This window comes from Mangrovibacter plantisponsor (assembly GCF_003182475.1).
GTDB classification, from domain to species: domain Bacteria; phylum Pseudomonadota; class Gammaproteobacteria; order Enterobacterales; family Enterobacteriaceae; genus Mangrovibacter; species Mangrovibacter plantisponsor.
In genome coordinates, this window is record NZ_QGTS01000023.1 from 37,694 (window position 1) to 53,351 (window position 15,658).

10 protein-coding genes are annotated in these 15,658 nt (G+C 52.4%); 4 read left to right on the plus strand and 6 right to left on the minus strand.

Annotation, left to right across the window (positions count from 1 at the left end):
* Positions 1 to 57 precede the first annotated feature (57 nt).
* Together DES37_RS23980 and DES37_RS23985 are read left to right on the plus strand one after the other, a co-directional pair.
* The gene (locus DES37_RS23980; protein ID WP_110028120.1) at positions 58 to 1,209 is read left to right on the plus strand and encodes an efflux RND transporter periplasmic adaptor subunit; all 1,152 of its coding nucleotides are present in this window, start codon (positions 58 to 60) and stop codon (positions 1,207 to 1,209) included.
* Positions 1,206 to 4,277 (plus strand): efflux RND transporter permease subunit, encoded by a 3,072-nt coding sequence (locus DES37_RS23985; RefSeq protein ID WP_110028121.1) that lies wholly within the window; start codon positions 1,206 to 1,208, stop codon positions 4,275 to 4,277. The genes DES37_RS23980 and DES37_RS23985 overlap by 4 nt, the downstream gene beginning before the upstream one ends.
* Before the next feature lie 1,127 nt (positions 4,278 to 5,404).
* On the opposite strand, the gene mpl is transcribed toward DES37_RS23985, so the two are convergent.
* A complete protein-coding gene (gene mpl / locus DES37_RS23995) occupies positions 5,405 to 6,781 on the minus strand; it encodes a UDP-N-acetylmuramate:L-alanyl-gamma-D-glutamyl-meso-diaminopimelate ligase (RefSeq protein WP_110028123.1) in 1,377 nt (458 codons plus the stop codon).
* A 185-nt stretch (positions 6,782 to 6,966) separates the two neighbouring features.
* Here mpl and fbp point away from each other — a divergent pair, with 185 nt between their 5' ends.
* Positions 6,967 to 7,968 carry a class 1 fructose-bisphosphatase gene (gene fbp / locus DES37_RS24000; RefSeq protein WP_036111419.1) on the plus strand — a complete coding sequence of 334 codons (1,002 nt, stop codon included), beginning with the start codon at positions 6,967 to 6,969 and terminating at the stop codon, positions 7,966 to 7,968.
* 63 nt (positions 7,969 to 8,031) lie between these two features.
* On the opposite strand, the gene DES37_RS24005 is transcribed toward fbp, so the two are convergent.
* From DES37_RS24005 to ytfQ, 5 genes are all read right to left on the minus strand, one after another.
* Positions 8,032 to 9,651 carry a methyl-accepting chemotaxis protein gene (locus tag DES37_RS24005; protein ID WP_110028124.1) on the minus strand — a complete coding sequence of 540 codons (1,620 nt, stop codon included), beginning with the start codon at positions 9,649 to 9,651 and terminating at the stop codon, positions 8,032 to 8,034.
* Between the two features lie 91 nt (positions 9,652 to 9,742).
* Positions 9,743 to 10,744: a galactofuranose ABC transporter, permease protein YjfF gene (yjfF, locus tag DES37_RS24010; RefSeq protein ID WP_110028125.1), complete on the minus strand. Its 1,002-nt coding sequence runs from the start codon at positions 10,742 to 10,744 to the stop codon at positions 9,743 to 9,745.
* Complete coding sequence (gene ytfT, locus DES37_RS24015) at positions 10,731 to 11,753, minus strand: galactofuranose ABC transporter, ATP-binding protein YtfT (protein WP_110028126.1); 1,023 nt, start codon at positions 11,751 to 11,753, stop codon at positions 10,731 to 10,733. The genes yjfF and ytfT overlap by 14 nt, the downstream gene beginning before the upstream one ends.
* 13 nt (positions 11,754 to 11,766) lie before the next feature.
* Complete coding sequence (gene ytfR, locus DES37_RS24020; protein WP_110028127.1) at positions 11,767 to 13,269, minus strand: galactofuranose ABC transporter, ATP-binding protein YtfR; 1,503 nt, start codon at positions 13,267 to 13,269, stop codon at positions 11,767 to 11,769.
* A 59-nt stretch (positions 13,270 to 13,328) separates the two neighbouring features.
* Entirely contained in the window at positions 13,329 to 14,285 is a 957-nt protein-coding gene (gene ytfQ / locus DES37_RS24025; RefSeq protein WP_036111430.1) for a galactofuranose ABC transporter, galactofuranose-binding protein YtfQ, read from the minus strand.
* Positions 14,286 to 14,680: 395 nt separating this feature from the next.
* Here ytfQ and ppa point away from each other — a divergent pair, with 395 nt between their 5' ends.
* The gene (gene ppa / locus DES37_RS24030) at positions 14,681 to 15,211 is read left to right on the plus strand and encodes an inorganic diphosphatase (RefSeq protein ID WP_110028128.1); all 531 of its coding nucleotides are present in this window, start codon (positions 14,681 to 14,683) and stop codon (positions 15,209 to 15,211) included.
* Positions 15,212 to 15,658: the final 447 nt, after the last annotated feature.

Here is a 15,658-nt window from a genome sequence, read left to right on the forward strand (position 1 = left end):
GGTAAATCCTGACAGTGTTTCGGTGTAATGGCCGGAATATCATTCAGGAGCCCCGCCATGACGGATAATATTCCTGACCTGCCCGACTATGTTCGGCAGGTTTTTTACCACCTGTTTGCACCAAACCGGTTGTCCCTGCTGGGAGACAGTCTTCTGGTATTGCTCCCGCTTGCGTTACTGCTCACAGCCTGTGGCGGAAAACCCGAGAAGCCGGTGGTGGTACCGCGCCCGGTGCGCACCATCACGGCTCCTGCTGCATCCTGGCCCGGCGAATTTATGCAGACCGGGGAAATCCACCCTCACGATGAACTGCCACTCGGGTTTCGCCAGGATGGCCGCCTTTTGGCTCGACTGGTGGATGTGGGCGACCGGGTGAAAGCCGGGCAATTGCTGGCAACACAGGAAAGCTCCGTGCAACAAAACCAACTCAACAGCGCGCGTTCCAGCCTGGAGAGTTCGCTTGCTGCGGAGCACCTGGCTGCACTGAATTTACAACGCATGAAACAACTCATGCCCTCTGGCGCCATTGCGCGTGTTCAGTTTGATACTGCACAGTCAGAGTGGTTATCGGCCGTTTCACGCCGCAAAAGCAGTGAAGCGGAGCTGAAAACAGCGCAGGAATACCTTGGCTGGGCACAACTCAGAGCACCTGCAGCCGGTATTATCACTCAGGTTGATGCACAACCAGGGCAAGTACTTAGTGCCGGGCAAACCGTGCTGACACTCGCGGCAGGAGACACCCTTGATGCCATTATCAATGTGGCCAATCCACAATTGTTTGAACAGCGCCATGGTGATTTTAGTGTTGCACTGGTGAGTGATCCTTCAGTTCACGCCCGCGGTATTTTGCGAGATATCAGCCCACAAGCAGATCCACAAACCCGGACCTGGCGGGTTCGCATCCAACTGATAAACCCGCCGCAGGGAATGGCGCTGGGGGCGAGTGTACAGGTCCGCCTGCCTGACTCCGGGCCTGCACTGATTTCACTCCCGGCATCTTCGCTGGCAAGAATTAACGGTGAACCAGCTGTATTCGTGGTGGACCAGGCAACCCACCAGTTGGTGCTCAGACCAATAAAACTGGGAGGATATACCGCAAACACAATTTTGGTATCCGGCGGTGTTACCCCAGGAGATGCCGTTGTCACTGCGGGTGTCAGTAAACTACGGCAAGGAGAAAAGGTTGCTCCCGGGGAGGGAATTGAATGAGCAGGCCCCCGGAAAAATTAACCTTCAATTTGTCTGCATGGGCACTGAATAACCAGCAACTCGTGGCATTTTTCATGCTGCTGGTCATGGTGTGCGGCATCCTGAGCTATGAGCATTTACCTCGCAATGAAGACCCGGCGTTCACCATTAAAACCGCGGTCGTCTCGGCAACATGGCCGGGAGCAAATGTCGAGGACACAGTGAATCTGGTGACTAATACGCTGGAGGAAAAGTTACAGGAGATCCCACATCTGGATTACGTTGAAAGCGACACTCATGCAGGAAAATCAGTGATATTTGTCAACCTGCGGGATGATACGCCGCCGAGTCAGGTAGCCGGAATATGGTACCAGGTACGTAAAAAGATGCAGGATATTGCGTCTTCTTTGCCAGAAGGCGTTCAGGGCCCAGTGGTGGATGATGAATTTGACGATACCTGGGGCACCATTTATGGCTTTATTGCTGAGGGTTTTACCCCCCGTGAACTGCGTGACCGGGTGGAGGCAATTCGCCGCCGGCTAATCTCCGTGCCGGATATCGGTAAAATTCACCTTATTGGCGAACAAGACGAACAGTGGGTTATTGCCTTTTCCCCCAAAAAACTGGCGGGAATGGGAATTGGACTGCAGCAAGTCAGTGATGCCCTGAGTGCACAGAATGCCGTCCAGCCTGCGGGGGTTTTGCGCACAGACCACGAAAACATCGCCCTGCACGTCAGTGGGGCGCTAACTACAGCAGATAGCCTGCGGGCCATCACGCTACACATAAATGATCGTTATATTCCACTGACAGACATTGCCACTATTCACCTGGAAAATACCGAACCACCTGAACCCACCTTCCGGGTCAATGGTAAGCCCGCTATTGGGCTGGCAATTTCTATGGTTTCAGGCGGTAATCTCCTGGCATTCGGCAATGCGCTGAATACACGCATGACCCGGCTCAGCGAACAATTGCCCCGGGGCATTGAAATGGTCAAAGTTGCCGACCAGTCTGCAGTGGTTACCCAGGCTATTCATGGGTTTGTCAGAGTTCTTGTTGAAGCGATTATTATCGTACTTGCAGTTTCATTTGTATCACTTGGACTGCGCGCCGGGCTGGTTGTTGCCACCGCAATACCACTGGTACTGGCACTAACATTTACCGGGATGATGCTGGCGGGTATTGGCTTACAGCGCATCTCACTTGGTGCGCTCATCATTGCTCTTGGGCTACTGGTTGATGACGCCATGATAACCGTTGAAACAATGGTCACTCGCCTGGAGATGGGAGACACTCGCAAGGAAGCCGCTTCCTGTGCGTTTAAAACCACCGCATTCCCGATGCTGACTGGAACACTGGTGATGATAGCCGGGTTTATTCCTGTCGGTTTTGCTGCATCGAGTGCAGGGGAGTACTGCTTTACGCTATTCGCGGTGATGCTAATCGCTTTGTTGTGCTCCTGGGTTGTCGCCATTGTGTTCTCACCGCTGATTGGCGTGAGGATCTTACCGGCAAAAATCAGTTCACAGCATTCATCCCATTCCGGTGGAAGGCTCCGGCGTGGCTACCACCAACTATTGTGCTGTGTATTGCGACACCGGGTAATCACTATCGGCGCAGCCCTTATGCTGCTGGGTCTGGCTGCTTATGGTGCCACTTTTATGCAGGGTGAATTCTTTCCAGCTTCCGACCGGCCAGAGTTACTGGTCAGCCTGACGTTACCGGCAAATGCATCACAAACGGAAACCGCCCGGCAGACTGAACGGCTGGAAAAAGTGTTAATACATAATCCGAATGTGGATCATTTCTCCAGTTATGTCGGTTCTGGTGCTGTGCGGTTTTATCTGCCGATGGATGTTTTGTTGGATAACGAAAATACCGCTCAGTTGGTTATTGTGGCGAAAGATCTCAAGGCCCGGGACCGGTTACGAAAATACCTGCAAACGCTACTATCCCAGTCGTTCAGCGATATCACTACCCGTGTTTCCCCACTGGAATTAGGCCCTCCGGTTGGCTGGCCGGTGAAATACCGAATAACCGGCCCGGAATACGCCAAAGTTGAGGTGATTGCCCATCAACTGGCTTCTGTTCTGGGCAACAGCCCTTACACGCGTGAAGTTAACCTTACTGCGGGTGAACCGGAACGGGTCATTACCGTACAAATTAATCAAACTGCCGCCCGGGCCGCAGGTGTTTCCTCGCAGAGTATTGCCCAAACACTGCAGACCATTTGGTCTGGTAGTGAAGTGACAACCTTACGTTCTGGCAACAGGTTGCAAGGCGTAGTGCTAAGAGCCAGTGATGCTGAACGCCAGGATATTGCGACATTGTCTGGCCTGTTGCTGACAAATGAGCAAGGGGAGAAGATTCCGCTCAGCCAGGTTGCGACACTGGCATGGGGAGTGGAAGACCCGGTTATCTGGCGACGCCAGCAATTGCCTTTTATCACCGTTCAGACTGACCTGGCCCCGGGCATGCGAGCAGAAACTGTGTCACAACGGCTGAAGGCACAAGTTGACCATTTGCGGGCCACATTGCCAGATGGCTACCAGATTGAAGAAGGCGGAGTGGTGGCCGAATCGGATAAAGGCAATCGTTCCGTTTATGCTGTGTTGCCAGTGACTTTAGTTGTGATGCTGATTTTGCTGATGATACAGCTCCAGCGTTTTTCCCGGATGCTTCTGGCGCTGTTGATGGCACCTTTCGGCCTTATTGGTATTGTTCTGGCAATGCTGCCAGCCGGTATACCAATGGGGTTTGTTGCACTACTGGGCGTTATCGCTTTGGCAGGGATGATAATCCGCAATGCGGTTATTCTGATCAGTGAGGCAGACAGTAACCTGCAAAAAGGTATGGAGTTTGATACTGCGATTATTACGGCAGCAGAACACCGGGCCCGGCCTATTCTGCTAACTGCCTGCGCTGCAATCCTGGGTATGTTGCCAATTTCTGAACAAGTATTCTGGGGGCCGATGGCCTATGCCATCATTGGCGGTTTGCTGGTCGCGACACTGGTCACTCTGACAGTATTACCTGCCGCACTGAGTATGGTCATGCAAGGAGAATACCCAGTCACAGCACAATGATCTGCCAGTACTGAGCCAGTTGCGCGCCGTGTCCATCGCTCTGCTTTCTCTCACCAACTGCGCCCGCAGGGGGTACTGCCCCTGCATGCTCACAGCAAAAAACATTAGAAAGATATACCGGGCACAGGACTTACAGCCACTCGGCACAACACAAAAAAACCCGCTACTCGCAGCGAGGGTTGTGTCGCGTAAGACCGGTGAACCGGAGAAAGAAAGACAAGGTTATTCCGCCCGGATGGCGGAATAAGGCGAACCGAGGCAGGGATGCCGAGTCGAGCCGGCCGCAGGCTGACTGCACGGAGGTGAACGCAGTGCGCAGCACCGGTCGCCCGCGAAAACGGGGATTGCAAAGGGGGCGAGCCCCCTTAGCCCGTTCACAGGCTGTGAAGCCACATTAACCACATCACTTCAGGTGAACGGAACTTTCACCACTGTAACAATAATCTGCCAGCACAGAGCAAATTGCGCGCCGTGCCAGCCACTCTGCTTTTACTCACCCACTGCGCCCGGCGCCCGCAGGGGGCACTGGCCCCCTGCACCCCCTTTAGTGGCTGGCAAAATCGCCGCTTCGCGGACATTCGGCTTACCCCGGCGGCCTGTTCGGGTACCGCTCCGAGTCGGCTTCCTGCCTCCCGTCGCTCTGCCTGCGTCCTGCAGGCAGCCCCGGCCCGCCAGGCACGCCTCAACGATTTAGAGGCCACACCCCACACCCGCCTGTAATATCTCAGCAAAAATCAAAAAAAACAGACAATGCACAAATCCCCCAGCCACACCTGACAACACAAAAAACCCCGCTACTTGCAGCGAGGCCTGTTCGCGTAAGACCGGTGAACCGGAGAAAGGAAGACAAGGTTATTCCGCCCGGATGGCGGAATAAGGCGAACCGAGGCATGGATGCCGAGTCGAGCCGGCCGCAGGCTGACTGCCCGGAGGTGAACGCAGTGCGCAGCACCGGTCGCCCGCGAAAACGGGGATTGCAAAGGGGGCGAGCCCCCTTTAGCCCGTTCACAGGCTGTGAAGCCACATTAACCACATCACTTCCGGTGAACGGAACCCGCTGCACTGACCCCACAGGAAGTGAACGGAAACAACTACACCACTGAAAGTGGAGAACAAATTGCCCCCGCTTACTCCACTGAACGCTGCGCCTTCACTTCCAACGCATCCAGCAACTTCTGATGAATCCCACCAAAACCACCATTACTCATCACCAGGATCACATCACCTGGTTGCGCCGATTTACTTATCATATCCACCAGCGTGTCGAGGTCTGCGCTCCAGTGTGCTGGCTGCACACAGGCTTCAGCCACTTCGGCAACCTGCCAGGGAATATGCTGAGGCTGGAACAAAAAGACTTCATCTGCCCGGCCCAAAGAGGGGGCGAGGTCATCTTTACTGATCCCCATTTTCATGGTGTTGGAACGCGGCTCCAGCACAGCGAGAATGCGTTTGGTGCCCCCCACTTTGCCACGTAAGGCCGCAAGTGTTGCCAGAATGGCGGTTGGGTGATGCGCGAAATCGTCATACACCGTGACCCCATTTGCTTCACCGCGCAATTCCAGACGGCGGCGGGCATTAATAAATGAACCCAGCGCTTTAGCGGCATCTGCGGGTGCCACACCAACATGGCGCGCAGCTGCAATTGCCATCAGGCCGTTATGCATGTTGTGCTCGCCAACCAGCGCCCAGTCTACTGCTGCAACCTGTTCACCATCCAGCCACACTTCCCACTGAGAAGCATCCTGGTTTGCTTTTTTCGCCTGCCAGTGACCTTGTTCGCCAACCAGCTCCTGCTCACTCCAGCAGCCCATTGCCATAACCTGTTTCAGGTTAGTGTCGTGCTCCGGCAGAATAATACGCCCCAGGCCTGGCACAATACGCACCAGGTGGTGGAACTGTTTCTGAATGGCTTTCAGGTCGTCGAAAATATCGGCGTGGTCGAACTCAAGGTTATTGAGAATCAGCGTCCGCGGGCAGTAATGCACAAACTTAGAACGTTTATCAAAGAAGGCGCAATCATATTCATCGGCTTCAATAACAAAGAACGAGCTGTCACCCAGGCGGGCAGAAACGTCAAAATTACCGGGAACGCCACCAATTACAAAACCTGGCTGGTAGCCACAGTCTTCCAGGATCCAGTTAACCATTCCAGCCGTTGTCGTTTTGCCATGCGTACCCGCAACAGCAATCACCCAACGGTCGCGCAGAACGAAATCATGCAACCATTGTGGCCCGGACATGTACGGAATACTTTTTTCCAGCACCGCTTCCACGCAGGGATTACCACGCGTCATTGCGTTACCGATGATGACTAAATCGGGTTGCGGTTCCAGTTGGCTGGCATCATAGCCCTGAATCAGGTCTATACCCTGTTTTTCCAACAACGTGCTCATTGGCGGGTACACGTTGTCATCGGACCCGGTTACTTCATGCCCCAAAGCCCGTGCCAGCATGGCAAGGCCGCCCATAAACGTGCCACAAATTCCCAGAATATGAATACGCATAGCTCTGTCCTTTTCCTTTCTGGCGCACATTCTACCCGTATGTTCTATGATGAATAAATGACTTTTCAGCGAAATCCCATCCTTGCTGGCGCGATTCACCAGTGCGCGTTTATTTTAAACTTTGTTAGTATTGTTGTATTCGCTCTACTCAACCGCTTTACTCCACTGAATGCAGGGAAAGTGTTATGAAAACGTTAGGTGAATTTATTGTCGAAAAGCAGCACGAGTTTTCTCACGCCACCGGGGAACTGACTGCGTTATTATCGGCGATAAAGCTGGGTGCCAAAATCATTCACCGCGATATCAACAAAGCAGGTCTGGTTGATATCCTGGGTGCCAGCGGCGCCGAGAATGTTCAGGGTGAACAACAGCAGAAGCTGGATTTGTTTGCCAATGAAAAACTGAAAGCAGCACTGAAAGCCCGCGATATCGTTGCCGGCATCGCTTCTGAAGAAGAAGACGAAATTGTTGTTTTCGAAGGGTGCGAGCATGCAAAATATGTTGTGCTGATGGACCCACTGGATGGCTCTACCAATATCGACGTTAACGTTTCTGTTGGTACTATCTTCTCTATTTACCGCCGCGTTACACCGGTTGGTACGCCTGTTACTCTGGAAGACTTTCTGCAACCCGGCAGCCAGCAAGTGGCAGCAGGTTACGTAGTTTATGGTTCATCCACCATGCTGGTTTACACTACTGGTTGCGGTGTTCACGCCTTTACTTACGATCCGTCTCTGGGGGTTTTCTGCCTGTCTCAGGAGCGCATGAATTTCCCACCAAAAGGCAACACCTACTCCATTAACGAAGGGAACTACATTAAATTCCCGCAAGGTGTGAAAAAGTACATTAAGTACTGCCAGGAAGAAGACAAGGCCACCAACCGCCCATACACTTCCCGCTATATCGGTTCCCTGGTTGCTGACTTCCACCGTAACCTGCTGAAAGGTGGCCTGTACCTGTACCCCAGCACAGCAAGCTACCCGGAAGGCAAACTTCGTCTGTTATACGAATGCAACCCTATGGCGTTCCTGGCCGAACAGGCGGGCGGGAAAGCGAGTGATGGTAAACAGCGTATTCTGGATATTCAGCCAGACAGCCTGCACCAGCGCCGCCCGTTCTTTGTGGGTACAGAACAAATGGTTGATGACCTGGAACGCTTTATGCGCGAATACCCGGATTCACTGTAAGCCAGGTAATCAGCCTTTCATCAGGTCATACAGGGCGCATAAGCGCCCTGTATTTATTGCATATCAGGCAGGAAGTGCCAGCGGCAGTTCAGCCTCTTCCCTGCCAACTTCAACTACGGTGTCATCCTGAGCCAGTTTAAATTCCCCAACCACAGCCATTAACTGCCGTGACTGATTTTCCATCGCCTGCATCGATGAAGCAGAAACCTGTACCAGGCTGGCGTTTTGTTGTGCTGCATCGTCCATTTGATTCACTGCGATATTGATTTGCTCAATTCCATGGCGTTGTTCTTCAGAAGCGGTGGCTATTTCACGAACCAGTTTGGTCATGCGCAACACTTCCGTTGCTATCTCATCAATCGTTTCACCTGCTTCCAGAGCCAGTTGCTGGCCTTCACCGACATGCTCACGGGAGGCCATGATTAAAGAGCGAATTTCTTTTGCCGCATCCGCGCTACGCTGGGCCAGATTGCGCACCTCACTGGCAACCACGGCAAACCCGCGCCCCTGCTCACCAGCACGAGCCGCTTCTACAGATGCGTTAAGCGCCAGAATATTGGTCTGAAAGGCAATACCATCGATAACACCAAGAATATTGCCGATTTTGTTGGAACTGGTGGCGATATCCTGCATTTTTTCGATTACATAACAGACTTTCTCACTTCCCTGGTCTGCCGTGTCGGACACATGCAGTGTCATATCATGTGCCTGGTGGGCATTATCGGCATTCTGTTTTGCTGTCGCGGTAATCTGCTCCATACTGGCTGCCGTTTGTTCTAATGAACTGGCGGTGCTTTCGGTACGCTGAGCCAGTTCCACATTACCGTTAAGCAGCATCTGGCTTCCCTGGTCAATCCCATGTGCCACGCTTTTCACCTGGCTCATTGAATCCATCAAAGCTGTGCGCATGGCATCAATAGCCTGGCTCAGCCGCCCCAGCTCATTGCGGTTATGGTAACTGCTTGCCTGAGTCAGGTCGCCCTGAGCGACTTTTTCGAGCAGCACAATGGCGTTATCCAGTGGGTGCAGAAAACGGTGGCGCAACATCAGCCAGGCGATGACCATTAACCCTGCGGTTGCCAGTAGCGCAACAACAATCAGGCCCAGTACCCGGCTCTTTCTTGCCTGCACAGACTGTACCTGTTGACTGCCATATTCATCTGACCATGACTGAAATGCCTGCATCCGGTCATCAAACTGGTTTGCCAGAGGCATCAGCTTGTTTTCCAGCAAGTCATAATAGTCATCGGCACTTTGCTTATTCAGAGCGTCCTGCATAGGAACAATGCCCTGTGCATCGTAAGTGACGAAGCTTTTGCCCAGTGCCTGCAATAATGACGCGCCTTTGGTGTCATCAATACCAGTGGTGACCTGTGCCATGATGGTTTTACGTGCACTGGCAATATTGCTGTTCACCTTTTTCACCAGAGCAGCGGCATCATCCAGCATGCCGATTTCCATTAAACGAACTGCCTGCCCGGCATCATTGCGCGCACGCAGCAAAGCGATATAGCTCTGGTCTATACCCGCCAGTTGCTGGCTGTGCAGATCATTAATACGTTGTAGCGAAGAGGCGCTGTTCTGGAGCGCATAAATACCGATTGCGCTGACCATCAGCATGAGGAATGTCATTATGGCTAACAGGGAGAGCAATGCGGTACGTAGAGAAAGATGTCGTAACATAAAATAGCCCCGGTAGTGGCAAGAATGATTAAAAATATAACAGTACGGTTATCGTCCACTACCGGGGTAAGTTTAATGATTTTTCATAAGGTTACGTCTTTGTTGGCTCTATGTTAACTCTGTTAACAGGAACACTCTGGCGACCTTCCCAGAACGCCATCAGTCCACGTTGCATCGCAATAAAAATAAATAACAGAATGCCAATAGCAATTTTGGTCCACCACGAGCTCAGCGTGCCGTCGAAGTTAATGTAAGTCTGAATTAACCCCTGAATTGCCACACCAAACAGGGTACCCAGCACCGTTCCCACGCCACCACTGAGTAACGTGCCGCCAATAACTACCGAAGCGATAGCATCCAGCTCAACCCCAACACCAGCCAGGGCATAACCTGCTGAGGTATAAATGGAAAAGACAATCCCCGCCAGGGTTGCCAGGCCGGTAGAGAGCATATAAATACCAATAGTGGTGCTGCGGGTTGAAATCCCCATCAGGTTGGCAGAGGTGGCACTGCCGCCAATGGCGTACACCCGGTTACCAAACTGCGTGCGGCTTGCCACCAGAATGCCAAACACCACCACCACTAACATTACCACGCCCAGGAAACTCAGGCGGCCACCGCCAGGAATTCGCCAGGCCAGAGTGGACAAGGTTTGGTAGACAGGGTGATTGATAGGAATAGATTCCTCAGACAGCAAGTAACTGGCTCCCCGCAAGAAGAACATTCCGGCCAGAGTGATGATAAAAGCGGGGATCTTCAGGCCATCTATCAGCAACCCCATAAATGCACCGAACCCGCATCCCATCAGCATGACCAACGGGAATGCCACAGCCGGAGACATCCCCCAGTCGCCCAGCGCTTTTGCCAGAAATACCCCGGTAAAAGCGATTACCGACCCAACTGAAAGATCAATCCCGCCGGAGATAATCACAAAGGTCATGCCAACGGCGATGATCCCCAGAAAGGCGTTATCTGTCAGAATATTACAAATGACCCGGGTTGAGGCGAAGCCTGGAAACTGAGCCAGGCAGAACAGATAGCCGAGAATAAACACCAGCAGGGTGATCACCAGCGGCAAATTACGCTTCATCATGGCGGCGCCACCTTTTAATCAATGAAATAAAACGCTGAGACTGAACAACCAGCACACACAGCACGACGATGGCTTTCACCACCTGGTTCATTTCCGGCGGAAAGCCTGACAGCAGAATCCCGGTGTTCATGCCCTGAATAATCAGTGCGCCCACCACTGACAGCACCATGTTGAAACGCCCGCCCATCAGCGAACCGCCGCCGATAACCACAGCAAGGATCGCGTCCAGTTCGAGCCACAACCCGGCATTATTGGCATCGGCACCGCGAATATCCGCAGCAACAATTACCCCGGCAATGGCTGCGCACAACCCGCTCAGCACATAGGTGAGCATGACGACAATACGGGTATTCACCCCGGCGTTTTTTGCCGCACGAATGTTGATCCCTGCCGCTTCAATAAACAGCCCCAGTGCTGTTTTGCGCACCAGAACCCAAAAAGCGACCAGGGTTATCAGCGTAATAACCACTGGCGTTGGGAAGAACAACAGCGAACCGCTACCCAGCCAGGAAAGGTGAGGTGAGTTAAAGGTGACGATTTGCCCGGAGGTGATAAGCTGCGCCACACCGCGCCCGGCAACCATCAGGATCAGGGTGGCAACGAACGGCTGGATCTTAAGTATCGCGACCAGAATACCATTCCATAACCCGGCCAGCATGCCGACACCCAGTGAAGCCAGAATCACCACTGCCAGCGAATGCCCCTGCACCGTCAGTGCCGCGGCAGTGGCCCCGGCAATTGCCATGGTTGCGCCAACAGACAAATCAATACCGCCAGTGGCAATGACCAGCGTCATACCAATCGCCAGTAATGCCACCGGTGCGGCACGGTTGAGGATATCAATGGGGCTGCCAAACAGGCGGCCATCCTGCAAAATTACCTGGAAAAAGTGGGGGGCAACCAGGCTGTCCACCAGTAAGACCAGCAACAGCGCAATAAATTGTGGGGTGCCCTGCGGCCAGCGGAAGGTGCGGCGGCGCTGCCCGGGGCCTGATAACGAATGCGGCATCACAATCTCCTCCTTATGCCGCAATGGCATTCATAATGGCGGCGACAGAGAGATCTTCGAGGGGGATCTCGGCAATTTGCTGGCGATCACGCATGATCACCACCCGGTCGGCATAGCCCACCAGTTCTTCCAGTTCTGAAGAGATAACCAACAGCGCCAGGCCATCTGCGCAAAGTGTTTCTATCAGGCGGATAATTTCAGCATGTGCGCCCACATCAATACCGCGGGTCGGTTCATCAAGGATCAGGAATTGAGGTTTGGTGAGCAGCCAGCGGGATAACAAGACTTTTTGTTGATTCCCACCAGATAAAAACTCAATGGGTTGTTCCATGCCCGGTGTGCGGATCCCCAACTGGCGGATAAACCGCTCGGCTATTTGCTGCTGTTCTTTACGCGGAATTGGCCGTAGCCAGCCACGCTGGGCCTGGAGCGCCAGAATGATATTTTCCCGTACAGAAGCGGCGGCGATGATCCCGTCGGTTTTTCGGTCTTCGGGGCAAAAACCAATCCCGGCGCAGGAAGCCTGATGCGGCGTGCGCAGCGCCATCGTTTTGCCTTTTACCGCCACACTACCTGCATCGGAAGGGCGAATGCCAAAAATGACTTCTGCGGTTTCAGTACGCCCGGAACCCAGCAGGCCAGCCAGACCAACAATTTCGCCCGGGCGCACTGCCAGGTCGAACGGTTTGATCACACCTTTTTTGCCGTAGCCGGTAAATTCCACCACGGGTTTGTCGCTCAGTAGTGTTCGCCCGGCACGTTGCAGCGCATTTTGTTCAAGCTCACGCCCCAGCATCATCTTAACCAGTTCAATTTGTGGCAGATCGGCTGTGTTTTCCGTGCCAACAAACGCTCCATTACGCAGTACGGTAATTCTGTCCGTCACTTCATAAACCTGGTCGAGAAAGTGGGTGACGAAGATAAGGCTGGTGCCCTGATCGCGCAGTTGGCGCATCAGAGTGAACAGCATTTCAACTTCTTTGGTGTCGAGGCTTGCGGTGGGTTCGTCCAGGATCAGGACTTTGGCCGACAGATCCACAGCCCGGCAGATAGCGACAATTTGCTGCATGGCCACCGAATAACGATTCAGGGGTTCACGTACATCCAGTTCAAAACCGTAAGAAGCCATCAACTTACTGGCACGGCGGATCATTTCTTTGCGCTGCAGTAAGCCAAAACGGCGAGGTTCGCGGCCAATAAACAGGTTGTCGGCCACGGACATATTCGGGAGCAGGTTAACTTCCTGGTAGACCGTACCGATCCCCAGGCGCTGTGCGTCTGCCGTATTTTTCGGTGAGACAGACTGCCCTTCCAGGTAAATAGCCCCGGTATCACGCTGATAAACACCAGTCAGGCATTTGATCAATGTTGATTTACCAGCACCATTTTCACCCAGCAAGGCCATTATCTCGCCCCGGCGTAGTTGAAAATCGACATGATCCAGCGCTTTTACGCCGGGGAAAAATTTACTCAGGCCTTCCGTACGCAAAATTTCCTGATTATCACGGGTGTTCATCGCGGAGTCTCCGGTCAGGGAAACGGCTCAGGCCACGAAAGCAGCCTGAGCCTGGTTGGTTAATAACCCATATGGAGTTTGCGCTCGTATTCCTGTTTCGCTGTATCTGGCAGGTAGAGCGTTGATTTGGTGATAATTGTTTTCGGTGGAACAGTGCCGTCTTTTTTGTATTTTTCCAGCGCATCGAAGGCCGGGCCTGCCATATCTGGCGTCAGTTCAACGCTGGCATTTGCATCGCCTGCCATCATGGCTTTGTAGATATCCGGTACGCCATCAATAGAGCCGGTGAGAATATCTTTACCCGGTTTTAACCCGGCTTCTTTAATAGCCTGGATTGCCCCGATGACCATATCGTCGTTATGGGCGTAAACCATGCAAATATTTTTGCCGTTGTTCTCCGCTTTGATGAAGCTTTCCATGACTTCTTTACCTTTACTACGGGTAAAGTCGCCAGACTGGGAACGAATGATTTTGATATTGGGCGCTTTGGCAATGGCTTCAGCAAAGCCTTTCTTGCGGTCAATCGCCACGCTGGCACCCACAGTCCCCTGCAACTCAACAACATTACACGGCTTACCTGCGACAGTTTTTACCAGCCAGTCGCCAATTAACTGGCCTTCCAGTACGTTGTTGGCTGTTACCGTGGTCATGTACAGGGATTTGTCTTTCACATCAATAGAACGGTCCAGCAGGAATACCGGGATCTTCGCATCTTTGGCTTCTTCCAGCACCGGCTCCCAGCCGGTCGCTACCACAGGAGCAATGAAGATTGCGTCCACGCCCTGGGCAACAAAAGAGCGTACCGCTTTAATCTGGTTCTCTTGTTTTTGCTGTGCATCGGCAATTTTCAGGGTAATTCCACGTTCTTTTGCTTCCGTTTTGGCAACATTGGTTTCTGCCGCACGCCAGCCAGACTCAGAACCAACCTGAGAAAATCCAACCACCAGGGGGGCTGCCATCGCTGTTGATGACATAGCCACTGAAACTGCAGAGACTAAAAGTAACCGCTTCCACATAAGCGCGTCCTCTCGTAGGGTTATTATTGGTAAGAAGTACATCTGCAGGGGAAACTATAGACAATTCGGGATGTAACTGAATGCGTTACATCACAATTCAAAAAAGTAGCATAATTGTTAACATTCAGTTTTGGTCAAGGATCGGGCTGGGTGAGGCTCCCCACCACAAAAGGTGAGTGCTGTTTTTTTCATCAATGAATTCGCTGGAATTTCCCTTTTGTAACCGGTTACAAGAATTTATAAATAATGCAGCTGGCTTTATGGATTTTTATGCTGGAAAGTACGCTACCGCTTGCCCCGAACTTTTCCGGATTAAGAAAAACAGGCGAAGACATTCGGGCACAGTTGGCTATAATACCCGGCACTTGTTTGCCACACATTTAAAGGAAACAGACATGAGCTTACTGAACGTACCAGCAGGCAAAGATCTGCCGGAAGACATCTACGTTGTTATCGAAATCCCGGCTAACGCAGACCCTATCAAATACGAAGTCGACAAAGAAAGCGGCGCACTGTTTGTAGACCGTTTTATGTCTACTGCTATGTTCTACCCGTGCAACTACGGCTACATCAACCATACCCTGTCTCTGGACGGTGACCCGGTTGACGTACTGGTGCCAACTCCGTACCCGCTGCAGCCGGGTGCTGTTATTCGTTGCCGTCCGGTTGGCGTGCTGAAAATGACCGACGAGTCTGGCGAAGATGCCAAACTGGTTGCGGTACCGCACACCAAACTGAGCAAAGAATACGACCACATTAAAGATGTGAACGACCTGCCTGCACTGCTGAAAGCACAGATCACCCACTTCTTTGAACACTACAAAGATCTGGAAGCTGGCAAATGGGTGAAAGTTGACGGTTGGGACAACGCAGAAGCCGCTAAAGCTGAAATCGTTGCCTCTTTCGAACGCGCTGCCAAAAAATAATGCCTGATACAGCCACGCGGCACGATGCCGGTGGCAGGGTGCTCACTGCACCAGTCAGCGCATAAATCATTAAGCACTGCCTCAGGCAGTGCTTAATATTGATGAAAAAGAAGGAAAAAACGTGGTTTTTCCTTCTTTTTAGTTAGCAGCCGAAAATCAATAAATTGATTTTCCTAGTTTGTTATTGGGCGACATCCTCTCGTTCTGTGCGAACATGAGGTTTGTCAGCAGACTCAAGCACTGTCCTGCGGCAGTGCTTTTTTATTGGTACATTTTTTTGTCATGACGGGTTAAAAAATGGGAAGTGCGGTTATGCCGGCACTTCCCGTGGTTTACCTGTGGTTTTCAGAAGTTATCAGAAATGGTGCGTCAGGTTTAACAGGAAGCCTTTGTCCTGTGCGCCGTCTTCACGCCAGTGGAACGCATTCGCCCCGATATCCAGGCTGC